This is a genomic window from Dactylosporangium sp. CA-152071 (assembly GCF_050936335.1).
Classification (GTDB): Bacteria; Actinomycetota; Actinomycetes; order Mycobacteriales; family Micromonosporaceae; genus Dactylosporangium; species Dactylosporangium maewongense.
This window is the reverse complement of sequence record NZ_JBNJMZ010000002.1, coordinates 780,056-796,024: the sequence shown is the minus strand read 5'-3', so window position 1 is coordinate 796,024 and position 15,969 is coordinate 780,056. Positions and strand designations below refer to the sequence as shown.

Sequence of the window (15,969 nt, the reverse complement as noted above, 5' to 3'; positions counted from 1 at the left end):
GATGTTCAATGTCCGCAGAGTCGCGCATGTATCAACGTAAGTCAACGCCGCCATGGTTGACAACGTTGACATCTGCAGTGACGACAGCTCGCCCCCGTCCGAGGTTCCGCCAACCCCTTCCGGAGGACGACCCCATGCGACATCACAAGTCCCTGCTCCGCGGCACGCTCGTGCTCGCGGTGCTGACCGCCGGCATCGCGTTCGCGATGAAGCCCGCGGCGGCCGCCACCAGCTGGACGGTCACCGGACCGTCCGCCGGCTCCCCGACGTCGGCCCAGGTCACGCTCAACGACAACGGGACCCTGAGCTTCTCCGTGGCCAACCAGGGCCGCACGATCCTGTCCCCGTCGGCGATCGGCATCGTGACCGGCGCCGCCGACCTGACGAAGGGCCTGACCTTCACGACCCGCACCAACCGGACCGTCACCGAGGCCTACTCGATGACCACCGGCAAGCAGCGCAACCGGTCGACGACCTACTCGGAGTCGACGCTGTCGTTCACCGGCGCCGGCGGTGCCCGGCTCGACGTGGTCGTCCGCGCCTCCGACACCGGTGCGGCGTACCGGTACGTGCTGCCCGGCAGCGGGACCGTGACAGTGCAACGCGAGGCGTCGTCCTGGACCGTGCCGACCGACACCAACACGTGGCTGGTGCCGTCACACCGCGAGGACCAGGGCTACTGGTTCCAGACGACCGCCGGCGCGGCGGCGACCGCCACCTTCCGCAACCCGGCGCTGTTCGACGTCGCCGGGACCTACGCGCTGGTCGCCGAGGCCAACCTCGACGGCCGGTACGCGGCGATGAGCCTGGCGCACCAGAGCGGCTCCGGCACCTACACCGCCTCGCTCGGCGGCGCGATCACCACCAGCCTGCCGCTGTCCACGCCGTGGCGCACCGCGGCCGTCGGCTCGCTGGCCAGCGTGACGACCTCGACCATCGTCGACGACCTCTCCGCGCCGTCCCGGGTGGCCAACCCGTCGTGGGTCAAGCCCGACACCGTCACCTGGTCCTGGCTGACCGAGCACGCCAGTCCGTCGGACGCCGACCGGCAGAAGCAGTACGTCGACTTCGCCGCCCGCAACGGCTGGGGCTACGTGCTCATCGACGAGGGCTGGCAGTCCAGCTGGGCGCCGGACGTGGTGTCGTACGCCAGGGCCCGCAACGTGCAGGTGATCCTGTGGTTCAACTCCAACGCCCTGTGGACCTCCCAGCAGCGCGAGCAGTGGCTGCCGCTGATCAAGAGCTGGGGCGTGGCCGGCGTGAAGGTCGACTTCTCCTTCGAGTTCACGCAGCCGACCCTGCAGTGGTACGACGCGATCCTCGCCCGCACCGCGGAGCTCCAGCTGATGATCAACTTCCACGGGTCGGCGACCCCGCGCGGCATGCAGCGCACCTGGCCGCACGTCATGACGGCGGAAGCGGTGCACGGCGCCGAGCAGTACCTGCGCGCCGGGCTCAACACGATCCTGCCGTTCACCCGCAACGCGATCGCCAGCATGGACTTCACGCCGGTCATCTTCAGCCCCTACAACCGGGACACCACCAGGGCGCACGAGCTCGCGACCGCGATCGTCTTCGAGTCCGGCTGGCAGCACCTCGGCGACAACCCGGAGAACTACGAGTCGCAGCCCGAGGCGATGCGGATCCTCAACCAGCTGCCGACCGCCTGGGACGAGACCCGCCTGCTCGGCGGCAGCCCCGGCCGGGAGGCGTACTTCGCCCGGCGCAACGGCGGCACGTGGTACCTCGGCGGCATCTCCGCAATCGCCGCCAAGACGTACCAGACGCCGCTGAACTTCCTCGGCGCCGGCCAGTGGTTCCTGGAGACCGTGCGGGACAACGGCGGCAACCTGCTGCGCGAGACCCGGACCGCCACCAGCGCCGACACCCTGTCGGTGCCGCTGCTGGAGCGGGGCGGGTTCGCGTCGGTGGTCTGCCCGTACACCGCCGGCATGACCACCTGCGGGACCCCGCTCAGCGGCTCCGTCATCCGCGGCGTGCAGTCCGGACGCTGCGTCGACGTGCCCAACAACACCACCACCAGCGGCACCCCCGTCGCGCTGTGGGACTGCAACGGCGGCGCCAACCAGCGATGGGTGGCGACGGGTTCGCGGCAGCTGCAGGTGTACGGGACCAAGTGCCTGGACGTGGTGGGCGCGTCGACCGATGACGGGGCGGCCGTGCAGATCTGGGACTGCAACGGCGGCGCCAACCAGCAGTGGACGCTCAACGGCAACGGCACCATCGTCGGCACCGGCTCCGGCAAGTGCCTCGACGCGTTCGACAACGGCACCACCAACGGCACCAAGCTGATCATCTGGCCGTGCAACGGCGGCACCAACCAGCAGTGGACGAGGAGCTGACCTTCCCGTCACGACCCCGGCCGGGCAACCACCGGCCCGGCCGGGATCGACGCGGGCCCGTCTGCCGGCCGGCTCAGCCGGTGTACGGCGGGCCGGCGGTCATGCGGACCGTGTAGCCGGTCGCGGCCCGGTGGAGCGTGATGTGGCTGCACGACTGGTGGGCGATCCACAGCCCGAGCCCGGCCGACGTGGTGCTGCTCGTCGGCAGCAGGCCGGCGAACGGGTTCCTGGGGCCGGGCCCGCCGTCCTCCACCGAGACGACCATGCGGCCCCGGCCCGCCCAGATCCGCATCCGGACCGGCGGCAGGCCGTGCACGTATGCGTTGGTGACGATTTCGCTGACCGACAGCACCAGCTCATCGACCGGCCGGCCGGCCAGGCCGTCGCCGGCCGAGGCCGCGGCGGTGCGGACCGCGACGCGCGCCTCCAGGGGCCGCGGGTCGAGCAGGTCCGCGACCGGCGGCGCGTGCTCGATCGGGTCGGTGACGGCCGGCCGGTCCTGCAGCAGGAACTCCTCAGGGGAGACGTACTGCGGGCTCGGCACGTGCCGGTCGTGCGGCAGCGCGGTGCGGGGGTGGGTGCGGGCGACGTCGGCGAGGACTGCCGGCGGGGTGGTGCGCTCGTCGTAGGCGCACATGCTCCACAGCGGGAACTCGTCGTAGGCGTGGTTGATCGCCGACTCGTACCGCGCCCACGCGTCCCAGGTGGCGCCGAACTGCGCCGCGGACAGCTCGCCGACGATGCGGATCTGGCCGGCGCCGGCGCCGACGTGCTCGGCGAGGAGGTTGCGGTAGGAGCGGATCGCCCCGACCGGCCGGGCGTAGACGTCGCCGCCCTCGAGGAACGTCACCGGGCACCCGGCCGGCAGCGCGGCGCGGACCAGCTCGGCGTTGCGCTCGCCGAAGGCGACCATGGTCGGCTCGCCGGCGGTGACACCCCCGAGCAGGAACGGCAGCACGACCGCCAGGAGGTGCTCGTCGGAGTCGTAGCGGATCGCCTCGTGGAAGTAGCCGGTGTGCCCGGCCGCCGCGCCGGTCCTCACCGGACCCGCTCCACCCGGACGCGGCCCGCGCCGACCATGGCGGCGAGCTCTGCGACGGTGCCCAGCGACGTGCGCAGGACCGCGTCGGCCCCCGCGCGCTCCGCATACCGGTGCAGGTGCAGCAGCGCGTGGTGGTCGATGAACCGCAGGCCGGCGGCGTCGAAGACGATGGTCCCGCCGGTCGGCTCGGGCCGGACGTGGGCCAGGGCGGCCGGGAACAGCTCCTCGGCGGCCACGTCGAGCTCGCCGGAGAGGATCGCGGCCGGCCCGTCGGGCGGTCCGGCTCGCAGCGTGAAGGACACGCCGCCGGCGTTGCTCGCCGGGTGGAGGCAGGCCAGCTCGGCGATCGCCCGGTCGCCGAGGACGCCGCGGTCGAACCCGCACACGGCGTGCACCGGGGCGGTCGCGATGAAGCGGTCGACGAGCGCCTCGTAGGCGGCGAACACGGACAGCAGGTCGGGGGTGGCGACGAGCGGCGTGCAGTCGGCGACGACCCGCAGCCCGGCGAAGCCGTCGACCACCGCGGTGGCCGACGCGACCGTGAAGGTGCCGACCTGCGCCGGCGGGTCCAGCGGCTGCCCGACCTGGTACGTCTCCTCCAGCGGCACGAACCGGACCGCGCCGGGATGCGCCAGCGCTGCCTCGTCCAGCCAGCCGCCCAGCCCACCCGGGCCGTCGGCCCGCGCGTACCAGATCCGCTCACCGGCGGCGAGACCCTCGGCGAGGAACGTCCTGGCGGACGCTTCGAACTGCCGCTGGTCCTCATACGACCAGCAGGAGTGCTTCGCCGTCGCCACCGCCGTCACCGGGTGCGCCGCCCAGGTCTCATTCCCGAAGCATAGCCGCTGATCAGTGACGCGCTCGCGGGCGATGAGCGACCGGCACCTTCAGCCCAGGCGCCGCAGGTGATCGGCGGTGCCGTCGTCGTCGTCCCACTGGGCGACCTGCCTGCTGTCCTGCGGCGCCCCGGCTTGACGGCCTGGTGGCGGATGGCTCACGGGCGGGCGTGGTGGGGGCAGGCGTGGTGCTTGAAGTCGCCGACCTCGGCGAAGGTCTCGGTGCCCGGCAGCAGCAGATCGCCGGCCGGCGCGCCGTTGAGCAGCAGGCGGGTCTGCTTGTCGCCGAACGGCGACCGGTACCGCACGCTCAGGTCGAACAGCCCGCCCGGCCCGCCGGGCACGGTGATGGTCACGGTGTCGGCCGGGTCGTCGAAGCCGGCCACGTATCCGGTGCCGGAGAACCCCGGCACGGTGTCGGCGACGGTGACACCTTGCAGGGTGCCGCTTTCCGCCTCATAGGTGGTCGACGCGGTGGCCGCGGAGGCGGGCGGGCCGGCGACGGCGACGGTGGGCAGCACGAGGGCCGCGGCGAGCACGATCGAGATATGAGGCCGCACAGAACGCTCCCGAGATCCGACACCACCGAGCTGAATCGATCGGGGTCGAACCGCATGGGTGAGTTTTCCGGACGGTCAAGGTGGGCGGAAGGATGGTCCGAAACGCCGCACGGATCGCATGAAAGTTACGGCGATCGATACATTGCCGCCGTGGCGACAGCGGGTGGCTGCGGCCTTGATGTCGACGCGACTCGTCGCGTTCAACCGGTCCTCATCTCGCCGGCGCACTGTACGCGCATGTGGCTGCGGGAGTGGCGGCGTTGGCTGGGGGTCGCCCTTACCGTGGCCGCGGCGGCGGTGGCGTTCATGCTGCTGCGCGGGTCGCTGCCCGCTCCGGGCACCGTGCTGCGGTCGCTGCTGGCGGCCCAGTGGTGGTGGCTCGCGGCGGCACTGCTGGTCCAGGCCGGTTCGGTGCTCATGTACGCGGTGCAGCAGCGCCACCTCCTGGCCGCCTACGGCGGCGCGATGTCGACCGGCCGGGCGGTGGGCGTGTCACTCGCCCGCACCGCCCTGTCCACGGCGATGCCGGCCGGGGGCCCGGTGTCGACCGCGTTCGCCGTCCGCCAGTTCCGCGCGCACGGCCTGACGAGCGCGGCCGCCCTCGCCACCACGGTCCTGGCCAGCATCCAGGCGAGCGCGGCGATCGTCCTCGTCTACCTCGCCTGGTGCGCGGTGGCCGTGTCCACCAGCGCGACCGGCCTCCTGGCGGTGTCGGCCGCCGGGGCGCTGCTCGGCGCGGCCGCGGTCGTGCTCCGCCGCCGGCTCCGCGGCATCCGGCCACGCACCGTGCCGGAGCACCCCGGCGCCCCGCCGGCCGGGGGCAGGCGTGCCCTGATCCACACCCTGGTCCGCCTCGGCGTGGACACGACCCGGGCCTGCTGGTCGCTGCCGGCCAGGTGTTGGCTCACCGCCGGCGGCGCGGCCGCCGCGCGCAGGGTGTGCGACCTGGCGTGCTTCGTCGCGGTCGCCCAGGCGTTCCGTCTCGACACCGGCACGATGGCGCTCGTCGGCGCCTACCTGACCGGGCAGCTCGTCCGCCAGATCCCGCTCGTCGCCGGCGGCGCCGGCCTGGTCGAGGCGAGCCTGCTCGCGTCGCTGGTCGCCGCGGGTGCCGGCGACTCCGCGGCCGCCGCGGCCGCCGTCCTGACCTACCGGCTGCTGTCCTGCTGGCTCATCGCGCTCGTCGGGCTGCCGGTCGTGGTGGGCCTCAGCGCGACCGGGCAGCCCGCCGCCCTGCTCCAGCGCCCTCGCGGCCTGCGCTCCCGCCTGTCCGCGCCGCTGGCGGTGGGCGACAGCAGCGCCTAGCGGCTCGGTGGTGGGCGGCGGTAGTGCCTAGCGGCTCGGCGGCGGACCGCTCGGGCGCGGGCCGCCGGGGCCGCCCGAGCCGCCCGGGCCGCCGCCGGGAGGGGCTCCGGACGGGGCGCCGTCACCGCCGCCGGGAGGGGCGCCGCCACCGGTCGGGGTCGTCGTGGTGTCGACCTTCGCCGTCAGGGAGACCGCGTAGCCGGCGGTGACGTCGCCGGTGACGGTGCCGAGCTGGAGGGCGCCGCCGTCGTTGCCGAAGACGTTGTCGTTCTGCAGGGTCACCTGGGACAGGTTCTGCACCGAGGCGGAGTATCCGGTGGTGGCGTACACCTTGTCGCAGACGTCCTTCGGCAGGGCGACCTGGGAGGTGGCGATTGCCTTGGACGCGTCGGCGATGCTCGCCTGGTCCGGGTACACCTCGAAGTGGATGTGCGGCCAGCGGCCCGAGTAGCAGGCGGGGAAGACGCTGGTGAACTTCACCTTGCCCTGCGCGTCGGCGATCTGCACGCCGCGCAGGTAGTTCTGGTCGGTGACGCCCTCGGAGTACAGCGAGTACCGGCCCTCCCGGTCGCAGTGCCAGACGTACACCGCCACGCCGGCGAACGGCGTGCCCGCGCCCTTGGCGAGGTCGACGATGCTGAGCTCCAGCGTCATCGGCACGCCCGCCGCGGTGCCGCTCGCGGTGCCGAAGGACGAGCGGATGTCGCTGCGCACGACGCCGCTCGTGGTGAGCACGTTCGGCCCGTTGGAGCCGTCGCCCGGGTACGGGCCGGCGGTCTCGTCAGGGATCTCACCGGTGGTGGACGTCGCACCCGACGAGCTCGCGCCGGCGCTGGGCGTGCCACCGTCGCCGCCGGAGTCGCAGGCGGCGGTCAGGCCGATCGCCGCGGCGCCGAGGCCGAAGACCCGCAGCAGCTGCCGGCGCCGCACCATCGTGCCGAGGTCGAAGCCCAGCCCCTGGTCGTACAGGTCCTCCTCGGGCCGGGTGAACGCGCGTCCTTCGTATGACGGTGCCTGCTGTTCCACGATCGAAACCTCCCTGACGGTTGTCTGCCCCCACAACCTGACCGTCGAAGCTGGCAGCCACCTGGCAACCAGCTGCGACCGGCCTGCTTACCGTATTGGGTGATTTGCGAATTTTTGTGTGGTACGGCGAATGCCGTCGCTCCGATGCGGGTCGGACGACTTGCAGGCGGCCCGAGTATGCATCAGTTCCGTCAAGATTTGACAGAGATGCTTGTGGATTTGATCGAAATGCCTTCCGCGGTGTTGGAAAGTGTTGCAATTGACGTATTGACTTGAACGGATCGTCACCGCTCAAGTGCCTCGCGTACCGATCTTCCAGTACTGCGGCGCATTCATCAGGCATTCCATCGGTCTTGACGGCGGTGAACGGTTCTGTGCAATCTTTACGGAACATGCGCGTTCATCGGCCGTCCGCCAACCCGCCGACACCCCCAGAGGTCTGACCATGTCGCAGCGCAGCCGTGCCCGGAGCTGGGTGGCCCTCGCCGCCCTGTCCGCGGGCCTGTTCACCGTCCTGTCCGCCGCGCCCCCGGCGAACGCCGCCGCCACCGGCTTCAGCTCCAGCTTCGAGGCCGGCGACCCGCAGCCCACCTGGACCAACAGCGTCGACACCAGCGCCGGCGTCGGCGGGTACTGCTGCGGCCTCACCGGCATGGAGAGCGGCACCCGCAACGAGTCCGCGCACACCGGCACCGCCGCGCTGATGTACTCCGGCGCCGACACCAGCGCCACGACCAGCTACTCCTACAACCGGGTGTTCGACGTCGACATCGCCGTCGGCGCGGCCACCACGCTGTCCTACTGGGTGTTCCCGCAGAGCGGCGGCAACCTCGACGTCGCCGTGGACCTCGTGTTCACCGACGGCACCCGGCTGCGCGACTCGGGCGCCGTGGACCAGCACGGCGTCCGGATCCACCCGCACGACCAGGGCACCGGCTGGGTCCTCAACTTCGACACGTGGAACTACGTGACGTCCGACATCGGCGCGAAGGTCGCCGGCAGGACCATCGACCGGATCCTCGTCGGCTACGACAAGCCCGAGGGGACCGGCACGTTCCGCGGGTACTTCGACGACATCACGATCGCGGCCAACACCGCCGGGCGGCTGTCGGACCTCGTCGACACGCGCCGCGGCTCCGACTCCACCGGCGACTACTCGCGGGGCAACACGTTCCCGGGCGCGACCGTCCCGCACGGGTTCAACTTCTGGACGCCGGTGACCAACGGCAACAACGACGGATGGCTGTACGAGTACAAGGCCACCACCGTGCAGGGCTTCGCGATCAGCCACCAGCCGAGCCCGTGGATCGGCGACTACGGCCAGCTGCAGATCATGCCGATGACCGGCGCGCTGAAGACGACGCCGGACGCCCGCAAGTCCACGTTCAGCCACGCCAACGAGGTCGCGAAGGCGCACTACTACAAGACGCGCCTCGACACGTACGGCATCACCGCCGAGATCGCGCCGACCGACCACGCCGGCGTCCTGCGCTTCACGTTCCCCGCCGCGTCGGACTCGACGATCCTGTTCGACGTCGTCGACAGCGCCGCCGGCTCGTTCGCCGTCGACACCGCGAGCCGGACGATCTCCGGCTACGCCGACCACCGCGGCGCGAAGCTGTACTTCTCCGCGACCGTCGACACCGCGATCGCCGCGTCCGGCACCGGCGGCACCGGCTGGGTCCGCTTCGCCACCGGCGCGAACCAGCAGGTCACCCTGCGCGTCGGCACCAGCTGGATCAGCGTCGCGCAGGCCGCGGCGAACCTGAGCCAGGAGGTCGGCGGCAAGTCCCTGGACACCGTGCGGGACGAGGCGCAGGCCCAGTGGGACGCGACGCTGGGCAAGATCCGCCTCGAGGGCGCGTCCGGCGACCAGCTCGTCACGTTCTACTCCAACCTGTACCGGACGTTCATGTACCCGAACAACCGCGCCGAGATGGTCGGCGGCGTGCGGCGGTACCACAGCCCGTACGACAGTCAGCTCCACGACGGGCAGATGTACGTCAACAACGGCTTCTGGGACACCGCCCGCGCCGAGTGGCCGCTGCTGACGCTGCTGGAGCCCACGCGGGCGGGGGAGATGCTCGACGGGTTCGTCAACGTGTACAAGACCGTCGGCTGGACGCCGAGCTGGTCGGGGCCGTGGAACCGGGCCGCGATGCCGGGCACCAACCAGGACCTCGCGTTCGCCGACGCGTACATGAAGGGCGTCCGCAACTTCGACGTGAACGCCGCTTACGCGTCGATGGTGAAGAACGCCACCGTGTACTCGCCGATGATCAACGGCCGGGTCGGGCTGGACGTGTCGACGTTCAAGGGCTACCTGCCCTCCGACGTCCGCGGCGACTCGGCGTCGTGGACCCTGGAGAGCGCCACCAACGACTTCGGCATCGCGCAGATGGCGCAGGCGCTCGGCCGCACCGACGACGCGGCCTACCTCCGCAACCGGGCCCTCGACTACACGAACCTGTACTCGCAGTCGGTCGGGTTCTTCCGCGGCAAGCAGAGCAACGGCGCGTGGCGCACCAGCGACGCCGACTTCAAACCCAACCTGTGGGGCTGCGAGTTCGTCGAGGGCGCGCCGTGGCACTACGCGACGCCGGCGCCGCAGGACCCGCAGGGCATGGCCAACCTGTACGGCGGCCGCGCCCAGCTCTCCGCGAAGCTCGACGGCATGCTCGCCGCGCCCCGCGACTACCTGCCGGGCTGCTACGGCGGCACCATCCACGAGATGCGCGAGACCTACGACGCGAACATGGGCCAGTACGCGCACGCCAACGAAGAGACGCACCACATGCTCTACATGTACAACTACGCCGGCACCCCGGCGAAGACGCAGAACGCGGTCCGCACCACGCTGCAGCGCTACTACAACTCCGGCGCCGGGACCGGTGGCGGCTACCTCGGCGACGAGGACAACGGGGAGATGTCCGCCTGGTACATCTTCTCCGCGCTCGGCTTCTACCCGGCCCGCATGGGCAGCACCGACTACACGATCGGCGCGCCGCTGCACGCGAAGGCGACGGTCAACCTGGAGAACGGGCGCACGTTCACCGTCAACGCGCCCGGGGTCAGCGACACCAACCGGTACATCCAGAGCGCCACCCTCAACGGCGCCACCTACACGAAGAACTACCTGACCCACGCCGACCTCCTCGCGGGCGGCACGCTGAGCTTCGTGATGGGGCCCAACCCGTCCTCCTGGGGCACCGGCGCCAACGACGTCCCGGCGTCCATGACCACCGGGAGCGCCGTGCCGGTGCAGCAGAAGGACAAGGCGACCGGCAGCACCGTCACCGTCACCGGTGAGAACCCGCCGGGTGAGAGCAAGGCCGCCCTCACCGACGACAGCTCGATGACCAAGTGGCTCGCCTTCGCCGCCACCGCCACCATCACCTGCCAGCTGTCCGGCGCGACCACGGTCCGCCAGTACACCCTGACCTCCGCCGACGACCTGCCCGGCCGCGACCCCAGGAACTGGGTGCTGCAGGGCTCGAACGACGGGGTCACCTGGACGACGGTGGACGCCCGCGACAACGTCGACTTTGCCGACCGTCGACAGACGCGGGCGTTCACCGTCCCGGCCACCGCGACCTACTCGCGGTTCCGCCTGCAGATCACCGCCAACCACGGCGCCGCGGAGACCCAGCTCGCGGAGCTGCAGCTGCTCGCCTGACCCGGGCCCGACCGCGCCGGCCGTGCCCGTCAGCCGGCCGGCGCGGCGCGCTCGGACCCCACCGATCCGGTCAGCTCTGCGGTGGGATCGCACGGACCCGTGGCGAAGTCCGCCGACGCGGAGGCCCTGCGGGTGCTGCAGGGCCCCGCCCTCGTGCCGTGACCCGCGCGCCTACCGGGACTGCGCCAGCAGGTGGTCGAGGACCGACGCGGAGAACGTGGCGGACAGCGCCGGCACGTGCCCGCCGTCCTTGATCGTCCACAACGTCACCAGGCTGCCCTGCCGGCAGCCGGCCTGATACGTCGTCACCGTGGTCTCCGCTCCGGGGAGCGTGGCGTCGAGGTCCAGCGGCGCCGACGCGGCCGCGGCCTGGTCCGTGCAGCCGTCGTACTCCCGCCACCGCTCGACCGAGGCCGCGGCGGACGGGTATGCCTGGCCGCCGTTCGTGCCCCCGTCGAAGCGGATGGTGTCGTCCGCGGTGCCGTGGATCTGCAGGACGCCGACCGGCCGGGACGGCGCGCACCCGGCGGCGTCCAGGTCCACGGCCCCGGCGAGCGAGACGATCGCCGTGACACTGTCCGCGTGCTCACACGCGATGCGGTACGCCATGAACCCGCCGTTGGAGTGCCCGACGAGATAGACGCGGCTCGCGTCGACGGGGTGCGCGGCCTTCACGGCGTCGATCAGCCGTTGCAGGTAACCGGAGTCGTCGACGCCGGAGCGTTCGAAGTCGCAGCACGCGCTCGTCGCGTTCCAGAACCGCTGGCCCCGGGCGTTCCTGGTCCCGTCCGGCACCGCGAGGAGAAACCCGCGCCGGTCGGCCTCGGCGGTGAACCCGAAGTACCGCTCCGCCTCGGCCCCGCCGGACCGGTACCCGTGCAGCAGCACCACCAGCGGCAGCTTCGTCCCCGTGGCGTACGAGGTGGGCAGGTGCAGCTGGAACGGCCGGCCGTCGGGGGCGACGGTCAGCGTCGCCCCCGGCCCGTCCGCCGGTCGCTCGACCGCCGGCGCCGCGGAACACGCCGCCAGCCACCACACCAGAGCGACGATCAGCACCCCGACTCTCGTCATTCCGCCGATCCTGCCCGGCCGGACGAGGTCAAGGGAAGCCCTTACCGGGTCAGCAGCTCGCCGGTCGTCCATTGCGTGTTGCCGATCCGCATGTGCCCGACCCAGCACGAGTTGTACGAGATGTACTTCGCCCGGCTGCCGTACCTGGTGCCCGGCACGGTGATCGAGCCCTGGTACACGAGCTCCTTCGCCGTCCCGCACGCCGACAGGTACAGGCTGATGGAGCGGTCCGGGCCGGAGTTCTTCTGGTACGACGTCATCACCGTCGCCGTGCTGTTCAGCGCGCCGTTGACGCTGATGCACAGGGGCGAGCCGGAGATGTCGTTGCACCTGGCCCAGCCCGCGGCGACGGTGACGTCGCCGGGCTCCGCGGCGTGGGCCGGCGTCGCGAACACGGTCAGCGGCAGGACCGCCGCCGACATCAGGGCGACCGCCGCGCGGGCGCCGGTGTGCGGTTTCATGATGCTCCGTCCTGTGGTCCGTCGAGGTCGTGACCACGACGCTACGGTGGGGACTTGGACGTCCATCAGGTCCAAGTCCGCAGGGTTCGACCAGACCAAGTGGAGGTGGGCGGTGGAGCTCTTCCTCGACCCGGACGACCCGCGCAGCAACACCCGGCAGCTGTACGAGCAGATCCGCGACGCGATCGACAGCGGCGGGCTCGAACCCGGCGACCGGCTCACCCCGACGCGGACCGTCGCCGCGGAGTTGAGGATCGCGCGGTCGTCGGTCACCGAGGTGTACGAGCGGCTCACCGCCGAGGGACACATCGAGGGCCGCGCCGGCGGCGGCAGCTTCGTGCTGGCGGGCGCCGACCCGGTCCCCAGCGGGCCGCCCCCGGCCGCCCTCGAGCCGACGCCGCTGGCCGCGTCGCTGCGCCGGTACGACCAGCGTCCGGAGACCGTGGCGCGGTTCGACCTGCGCTCGGGCCGGGTCGACCCGGCGCTGTTCCCGACCGCGGCCTGGCGGCGCTGCGTCGCGGCCGCGGCGCACGGGCCGGCGACGCATCACGGCGACCCGGCCGGCAACGAGGACCTACGCGCGGCGATCGCGCATTGGATCGGCATGTCCCGCGGCGTGACGGCCGGCCCGGAGCAGGTCGTCGTGACGTCCGGCGCGGCGCACGCCGTCGACCTGGTGACCCGCGTCCTGGCCGAGCCCGGCGACGTCGTCGCGATCGAGGAGCCCGGCTACCCGCCGGTGCACGAGCTGCTGCGCTCCCACGGCGCGGACGTGGTGCCGGTGCCCGTGGACGACGACGGCATCGTCGTCGACGCGATCCCGCCGGCGGCGCGGCTCGTCTACGTCACGCCGTCGCACCAGTACCCGCTCGGCGTGGTCATGGCCCGGTCCCGGCGGGCGCAGCTGCTGCGGTGGGCCGGCGCGCACAACGCCGCCGTGCTCGAGGATGACTACGACACCGAGTTCCGGCACACCGCCCGGCCACTGGAGCCCCTGTTCCGCATGGACCGCGACGGCCGCGTGATCTACATCGGCACGTTCAGCAAGACGCTCGGCGCGGCCGTGCGCGCGGGGTTCCTGGTCACCCCGCCGACCCTGGCACCGGCGATCACCGCCGTCCGGCAGGCCGTCGACTGGTGCCCGCCGCCCCTGATCCAGGACGCGCTCACCGCACTCATCGCCGGCGGCCACTTCGGCCGGCACCTGCGGCGCGCCCGGGCCGCGTACAGCCGCCGCAGGGACCGGCTCTGCCGCGAGCTGCGCGCCCGGCTCCCGGCCGGATACCACCCGCTGCCCGCGCAGGCCGGGCTGCACCTCACCGTCGTCGGCCCCGGCACCCCGCCGGACGCCGCCTTCGACGGCCTGGCGGAGGACCACGGCATCCTGCTGAGCTCGCTGCGCCGCACGTACCAGCGCCGGCACCCACGGGACGGGTTCCTCGTCGGCTTCGGTGGCCTGCCGACCGCCGACGTCACCCCGGCGATCACCGGGCTGTGTGCGTGGCTGTCCGGGGAGCGGCCGCGCTGAATCGCCTGCGGCCGGGCGGTCCGCGGGGCACAGTGGAGCTGTGGTCGCAGGGGTCGAGCAGGTGCTGCCGCTCGACTTCTGTGTCACGTTGGTCCGCGGCGCGGGGCCGGACGAGGTCATCGGCATCCTCGGCGGGGCCGACCCCGTCCCGATCGTGTCCGCGCAGACGGCGCTGCTGGCCGAGGACGCCGTGCGGGAGCGGGTCGACGAGCACGGGGTCCCGCACCCCAGCGACCTCATGTACGTCGTCGCGACGCGGCTCGGCGACTGGACGATGGTCATCGAACCCAACGGGTACCTGTGCACGGACCGCGACGTGGTGCGGGCGCTGTCCGCGGCCGGCGAGCTGGTGTCGTTCTACTACAACGAGAACACCACGCCGAGCTTCACGTGGGCGGCCGGCGGCAGGGAGCTGGTGTACTTCAACCCGGGGTACCCGGACGAGCCCTACGGCGCCGAGCCCGGGCGGCTCGACGGGCTGCTCACCGAGCTGGGCTTCACGTTCGGCGGCTACGGCGATGACCCCGACGAGGACGACGACGACTTCGACGCGGACTTCCAGGAGCGGACGTTCGCATTGATGGAGCGGATGACCGGCGTGCGGTGGGACGCCGAGCACCTGCACGCCGCGACCTTCCGCTGCGCCGGCGTCGGCGGGCCGGGCAGCCAGGTCGCGGCCGAGCCCTGGTACGCGGAGGTGCGGGAGGCGCTCGAGGCGTACGTGGCGGACCCGGGCGACTGGACCGGCGAGGACTTCGAGGGGTGGGGCCGGCGCGGGGTCACCGACCGGCGGGTCAGGGCGCTGGGATCGGCCGGGCCGGCGGTCTACGACGAGGACCGTGCCATGGCCATGGCCATCGCATTCGCCCCGGCCGAGCTGATCGGGCGCATCTTCATGTGGGCGTGGGAGCGGCCGTTCCGCGCCGCCGGGCTGGTGGACGAGCCGTGGTTCGGGCGGGTCCGGGACCTCGTCCACCGCGGCGAGCCGGTGCCGGCGCAGGACGTGCAGGTCGTCGAGCAGGCCCTCGACCCCTACCTGGCGACGACCGTGTTCCTGCCGTTCCGCCAGGACCGCGCGCATCGCGCCAACATCGCCCGGGGGCTGGTGGTGCAGTGGGACTCCGTCAATCCGGCGGCGGACCTGTGCTGGCAGTTCGCCAGGACCGGCGCGGCCGACGGCAGGCCGATGCCGCAGCTGTTCGCGGACCTGTGGCGGGACTTCCCCGAGCTGCGCGACGTCGTGATCCCGCAACCGCAACCGCCGCCGCGGGAGCGGGACGCCGTGCGCCGCAAGCGGGAGGCGCGGGAGCGCGACGCCGAGCGGTGGCGGCTGGAGGACCTGCGCAACACGTGGGGTGGGCGGATCCCCGCCGACCCGCGGCTGCTCGAGCCTGACGTGCAGTCCGCCACGCTCGGCCTGGTCCCGCACGACCGTGACCTCATCGACCGGATCGCCGAGGCCGGGCCCCGGACGCAGCGCGCGATGGCGGCGTGGGCGGCGCGGTACTGCTGCACCCGGTCCGGCATGATCGCCGAGGACTGGGTCGAGGCGGGCGTCACCGCCCTCGAACGCGGCGCGCCGCCACCGCCGTGGTTCACCGACTTCGACGCCGCGTTCGCCCGCTGGCGCGACGTGCCGGTGGAGAGCATCACGCACCGGTTGAGCGTGTCGTTCGGCGACCATGCGCCGCCACCGATCGACCCGGCGGTCTTCGCGCTGCAGGCGGTCGTCATGGCCCGCGACGACGACCCGCTGATCGCGGCCATGGCCACCGTCCGCGACGCGATGCACCTCGGCGACCCGGCGGCGACGAGCGCCGCCTTCCGGGCGGCGTTCGACCTTCCGTAGGGCGTCTACGAGGGCTTGTTGGCGATCGCCGTGCCGTTGTCGAGGCGGTTGTTCGTCCAGACGTTGCCGGGGCGGCTCGGGTCCCAGTCGCCGATCGGCCCGTACAGCGCGCAGCGTGAAGTGGCCCCGGCTTGCCGTCCGGCCGAACGCCCACGTAGACCGCCACGGCAACCCCCACCGCGGCGAGCGCACCGAGAGCCACGACCAGCCGCGTCCGGGATGGCATCGCCCGATCGTAATGTCCGGCAACCT

General features: G+C 72.5%; 11 protein-coding genes. 5 read left to right on the top strand and 6 right to left on the bottom strand.

Translation table 11 applies throughout. The features are described from left to right. Window positions 1–134 precede the first annotated feature (134 nt). On the top strand, window positions 135–2,363 hold the full coding sequence (locus tag ACQEVZ_RS43820; RefSeq protein WP_433379014.1) for a glycoside hydrolase family 97 catalytic domain-containing protein: 2,229 nt from the start codon (window positions 135–137) through the stop codon (window positions 2,361–2,363). A gap of 73 nt (window positions 2,364–2,436) precedes the next feature. On the opposite strand, the gene ACQEVZ_RS43815 is transcribed toward ACQEVZ_RS43820, so the two are convergent. The 3 genes from ACQEVZ_RS43815 to ACQEVZ_RS43805 all read right to left on the bottom strand — a co-directional run bounded on the left by ACQEVZ_RS43815 (window position 2,437) and on the right by ACQEVZ_RS43805 (window position 4,801). After that, window positions 2,437–3,405, bottom strand: a complete 969-nt coding sequence (locus tag ACQEVZ_RS43815; RefSeq protein WP_433379011.1) for an anti-sigma factor RsbA family regulatory protein — start codon at window positions 3,403–3,405, stop codon at window positions 2,437–2,439. Further along, entirely contained in the window at window positions 3,402–4,202 is an 801-nt protein-coding gene (locus ACQEVZ_RS43810) for an MEDS domain-containing protein (protein WP_433379009.1), read from the bottom strand. The genes ACQEVZ_RS43815 and ACQEVZ_RS43810 overlap by 4 nt, the downstream gene beginning before the upstream one ends. A gap of 197 nt (window positions 4,203–4,399) precedes the next feature. Then, entirely contained in the window at window positions 4,400–4,801 is a 402-nt protein-coding gene (locus ACQEVZ_RS43805; protein ID WP_433379006.1) for a CBM35 domain-containing protein, read from the bottom strand. Window positions 4,802–5,038: 237 nt separating this feature from the next. Here ACQEVZ_RS43805 and ACQEVZ_RS43800 point away from each other — a divergent pair, with 237 nt between their 5' ends. Continuing rightward, window positions 5,039–6,106: a lysylphosphatidylglycerol synthase domain-containing protein gene (locus ACQEVZ_RS43800; RefSeq protein ID WP_433379003.1), complete on the top strand. Its 1,068-nt coding sequence runs from the start codon at window positions 5,039–5,041 to the stop codon at window positions 6,104–6,106. 27 nt (window positions 6,107–6,133) lie between these two features. Here the strand turns inward: ACQEVZ_RS43800 and ACQEVZ_RS43795 are convergent, their stop codons facing one another. After that, window positions 6,134–7,132: an intradiol ring-cleavage dioxygenase gene (locus ACQEVZ_RS43795; RefSeq protein ID WP_433379000.1), complete on the bottom strand. Its 999-nt coding sequence runs from the start codon at window positions 7,130–7,132 to the stop codon at window positions 6,134–6,136. 445 nt (window positions 7,133–7,577) lie between these two features. Here ACQEVZ_RS43795 and ACQEVZ_RS43790 point away from each other — a divergent pair, with 445 nt between their 5' ends. Further along, the gene (locus tag ACQEVZ_RS43790; protein ID WP_433378997.1) at window positions 7,578–10,808 is read left to right on the top strand and encodes a GH92 family glycosyl hydrolase; all 3,231 of its coding nucleotides are present in this window, start codon (window positions 7,578–7,580) and stop codon (window positions 10,806–10,808) included. Between the two features lie 171 nt (window positions 10,809–10,979). Here the strand turns inward: ACQEVZ_RS43790 and ACQEVZ_RS43785 are convergent, their stop codons facing one another. Beyond that, window positions 10,980–11,879 (bottom strand): alpha/beta hydrolase family esterase, encoded by a 900-nt coding sequence (locus tag ACQEVZ_RS43785; RefSeq protein ID WP_433378994.1) that lies wholly within the window; start codon window positions 11,877–11,879, stop codon window positions 10,980–10,982. Window positions 11,880–11,920: 41 nt separating this feature from the next. After that, window positions 11,921–12,340: a hypothetical protein gene (locus tag ACQEVZ_RS43780; RefSeq protein ID WP_433378991.1), complete on the bottom strand. Its 420-nt coding sequence runs from the start codon at window positions 12,338–12,340 to the stop codon at window positions 11,921–11,923. 112 nt (window positions 12,341–12,452) lie between these two features. On the opposite strand from ACQEVZ_RS43780, the gene ACQEVZ_RS43775 reads away from it, so the two are divergent. Both ACQEVZ_RS43775 and ACQEVZ_RS43770 read left to right on the top strand, forming a co-directional pair. Beyond that, complete coding sequence (locus ACQEVZ_RS43775; RefSeq protein WP_344505238.1) at window positions 12,453–13,868, top strand: PLP-dependent aminotransferase family protein; 1,416 nt, start codon at window positions 12,453–12,455, stop codon at window positions 13,866–13,868. A gap of 40 nt (window positions 13,869–13,908) precedes the next feature. After that, window positions 13,909–15,717, top strand: coding sequence for a DUF6461 domain-containing protein (locus tag ACQEVZ_RS43770; RefSeq protein WP_433378988.1), 1,809 nt, complete (start codon window positions 13,909–13,911; stop codon window positions 15,715–15,717). Window positions 15,718–15,969: the final 252 nt, after the last annotated feature.

Bases quoted from the DNA above. Each gene is read 5' to 3' on its own strand.
- ACQEVZ_RS43820 (WP_433379014.1), top strand. From the start codon at position 135: ATGCGACATCACAAGTCCCTGCTCCGCGGCACGCTCGTGCTCGCGGTG.
- ACQEVZ_RS43800 (WP_433379003.1), top strand. From the start codon at position 5,039: ATGTGGCTGCGGGAGTGGCGGCGTTGGCTGGGGGTCGCCCTTACCGTG.
- ACQEVZ_RS43790 (WP_433378997.1), top strand. From the start codon at position 7,578: ATGTCGCAGCGCAGCCGTGCCCGGAGCTGGGTGGCCCTCGCCGCCCTG.
- ACQEVZ_RS43785 (WP_433378994.1), bottom strand. From the start codon at position 11,879: ATGACGAGAGTCGGGGTGCTGATCGTCGCTCTGGTGTGGTGGCTGGCG.
- ACQEVZ_RS43780 (WP_433378991.1), bottom strand. From the start codon at position 12,340: ATGAAACCGCACACCGGCGCCCGCGCGGCGGTCGCCCTGATGTCGGCG.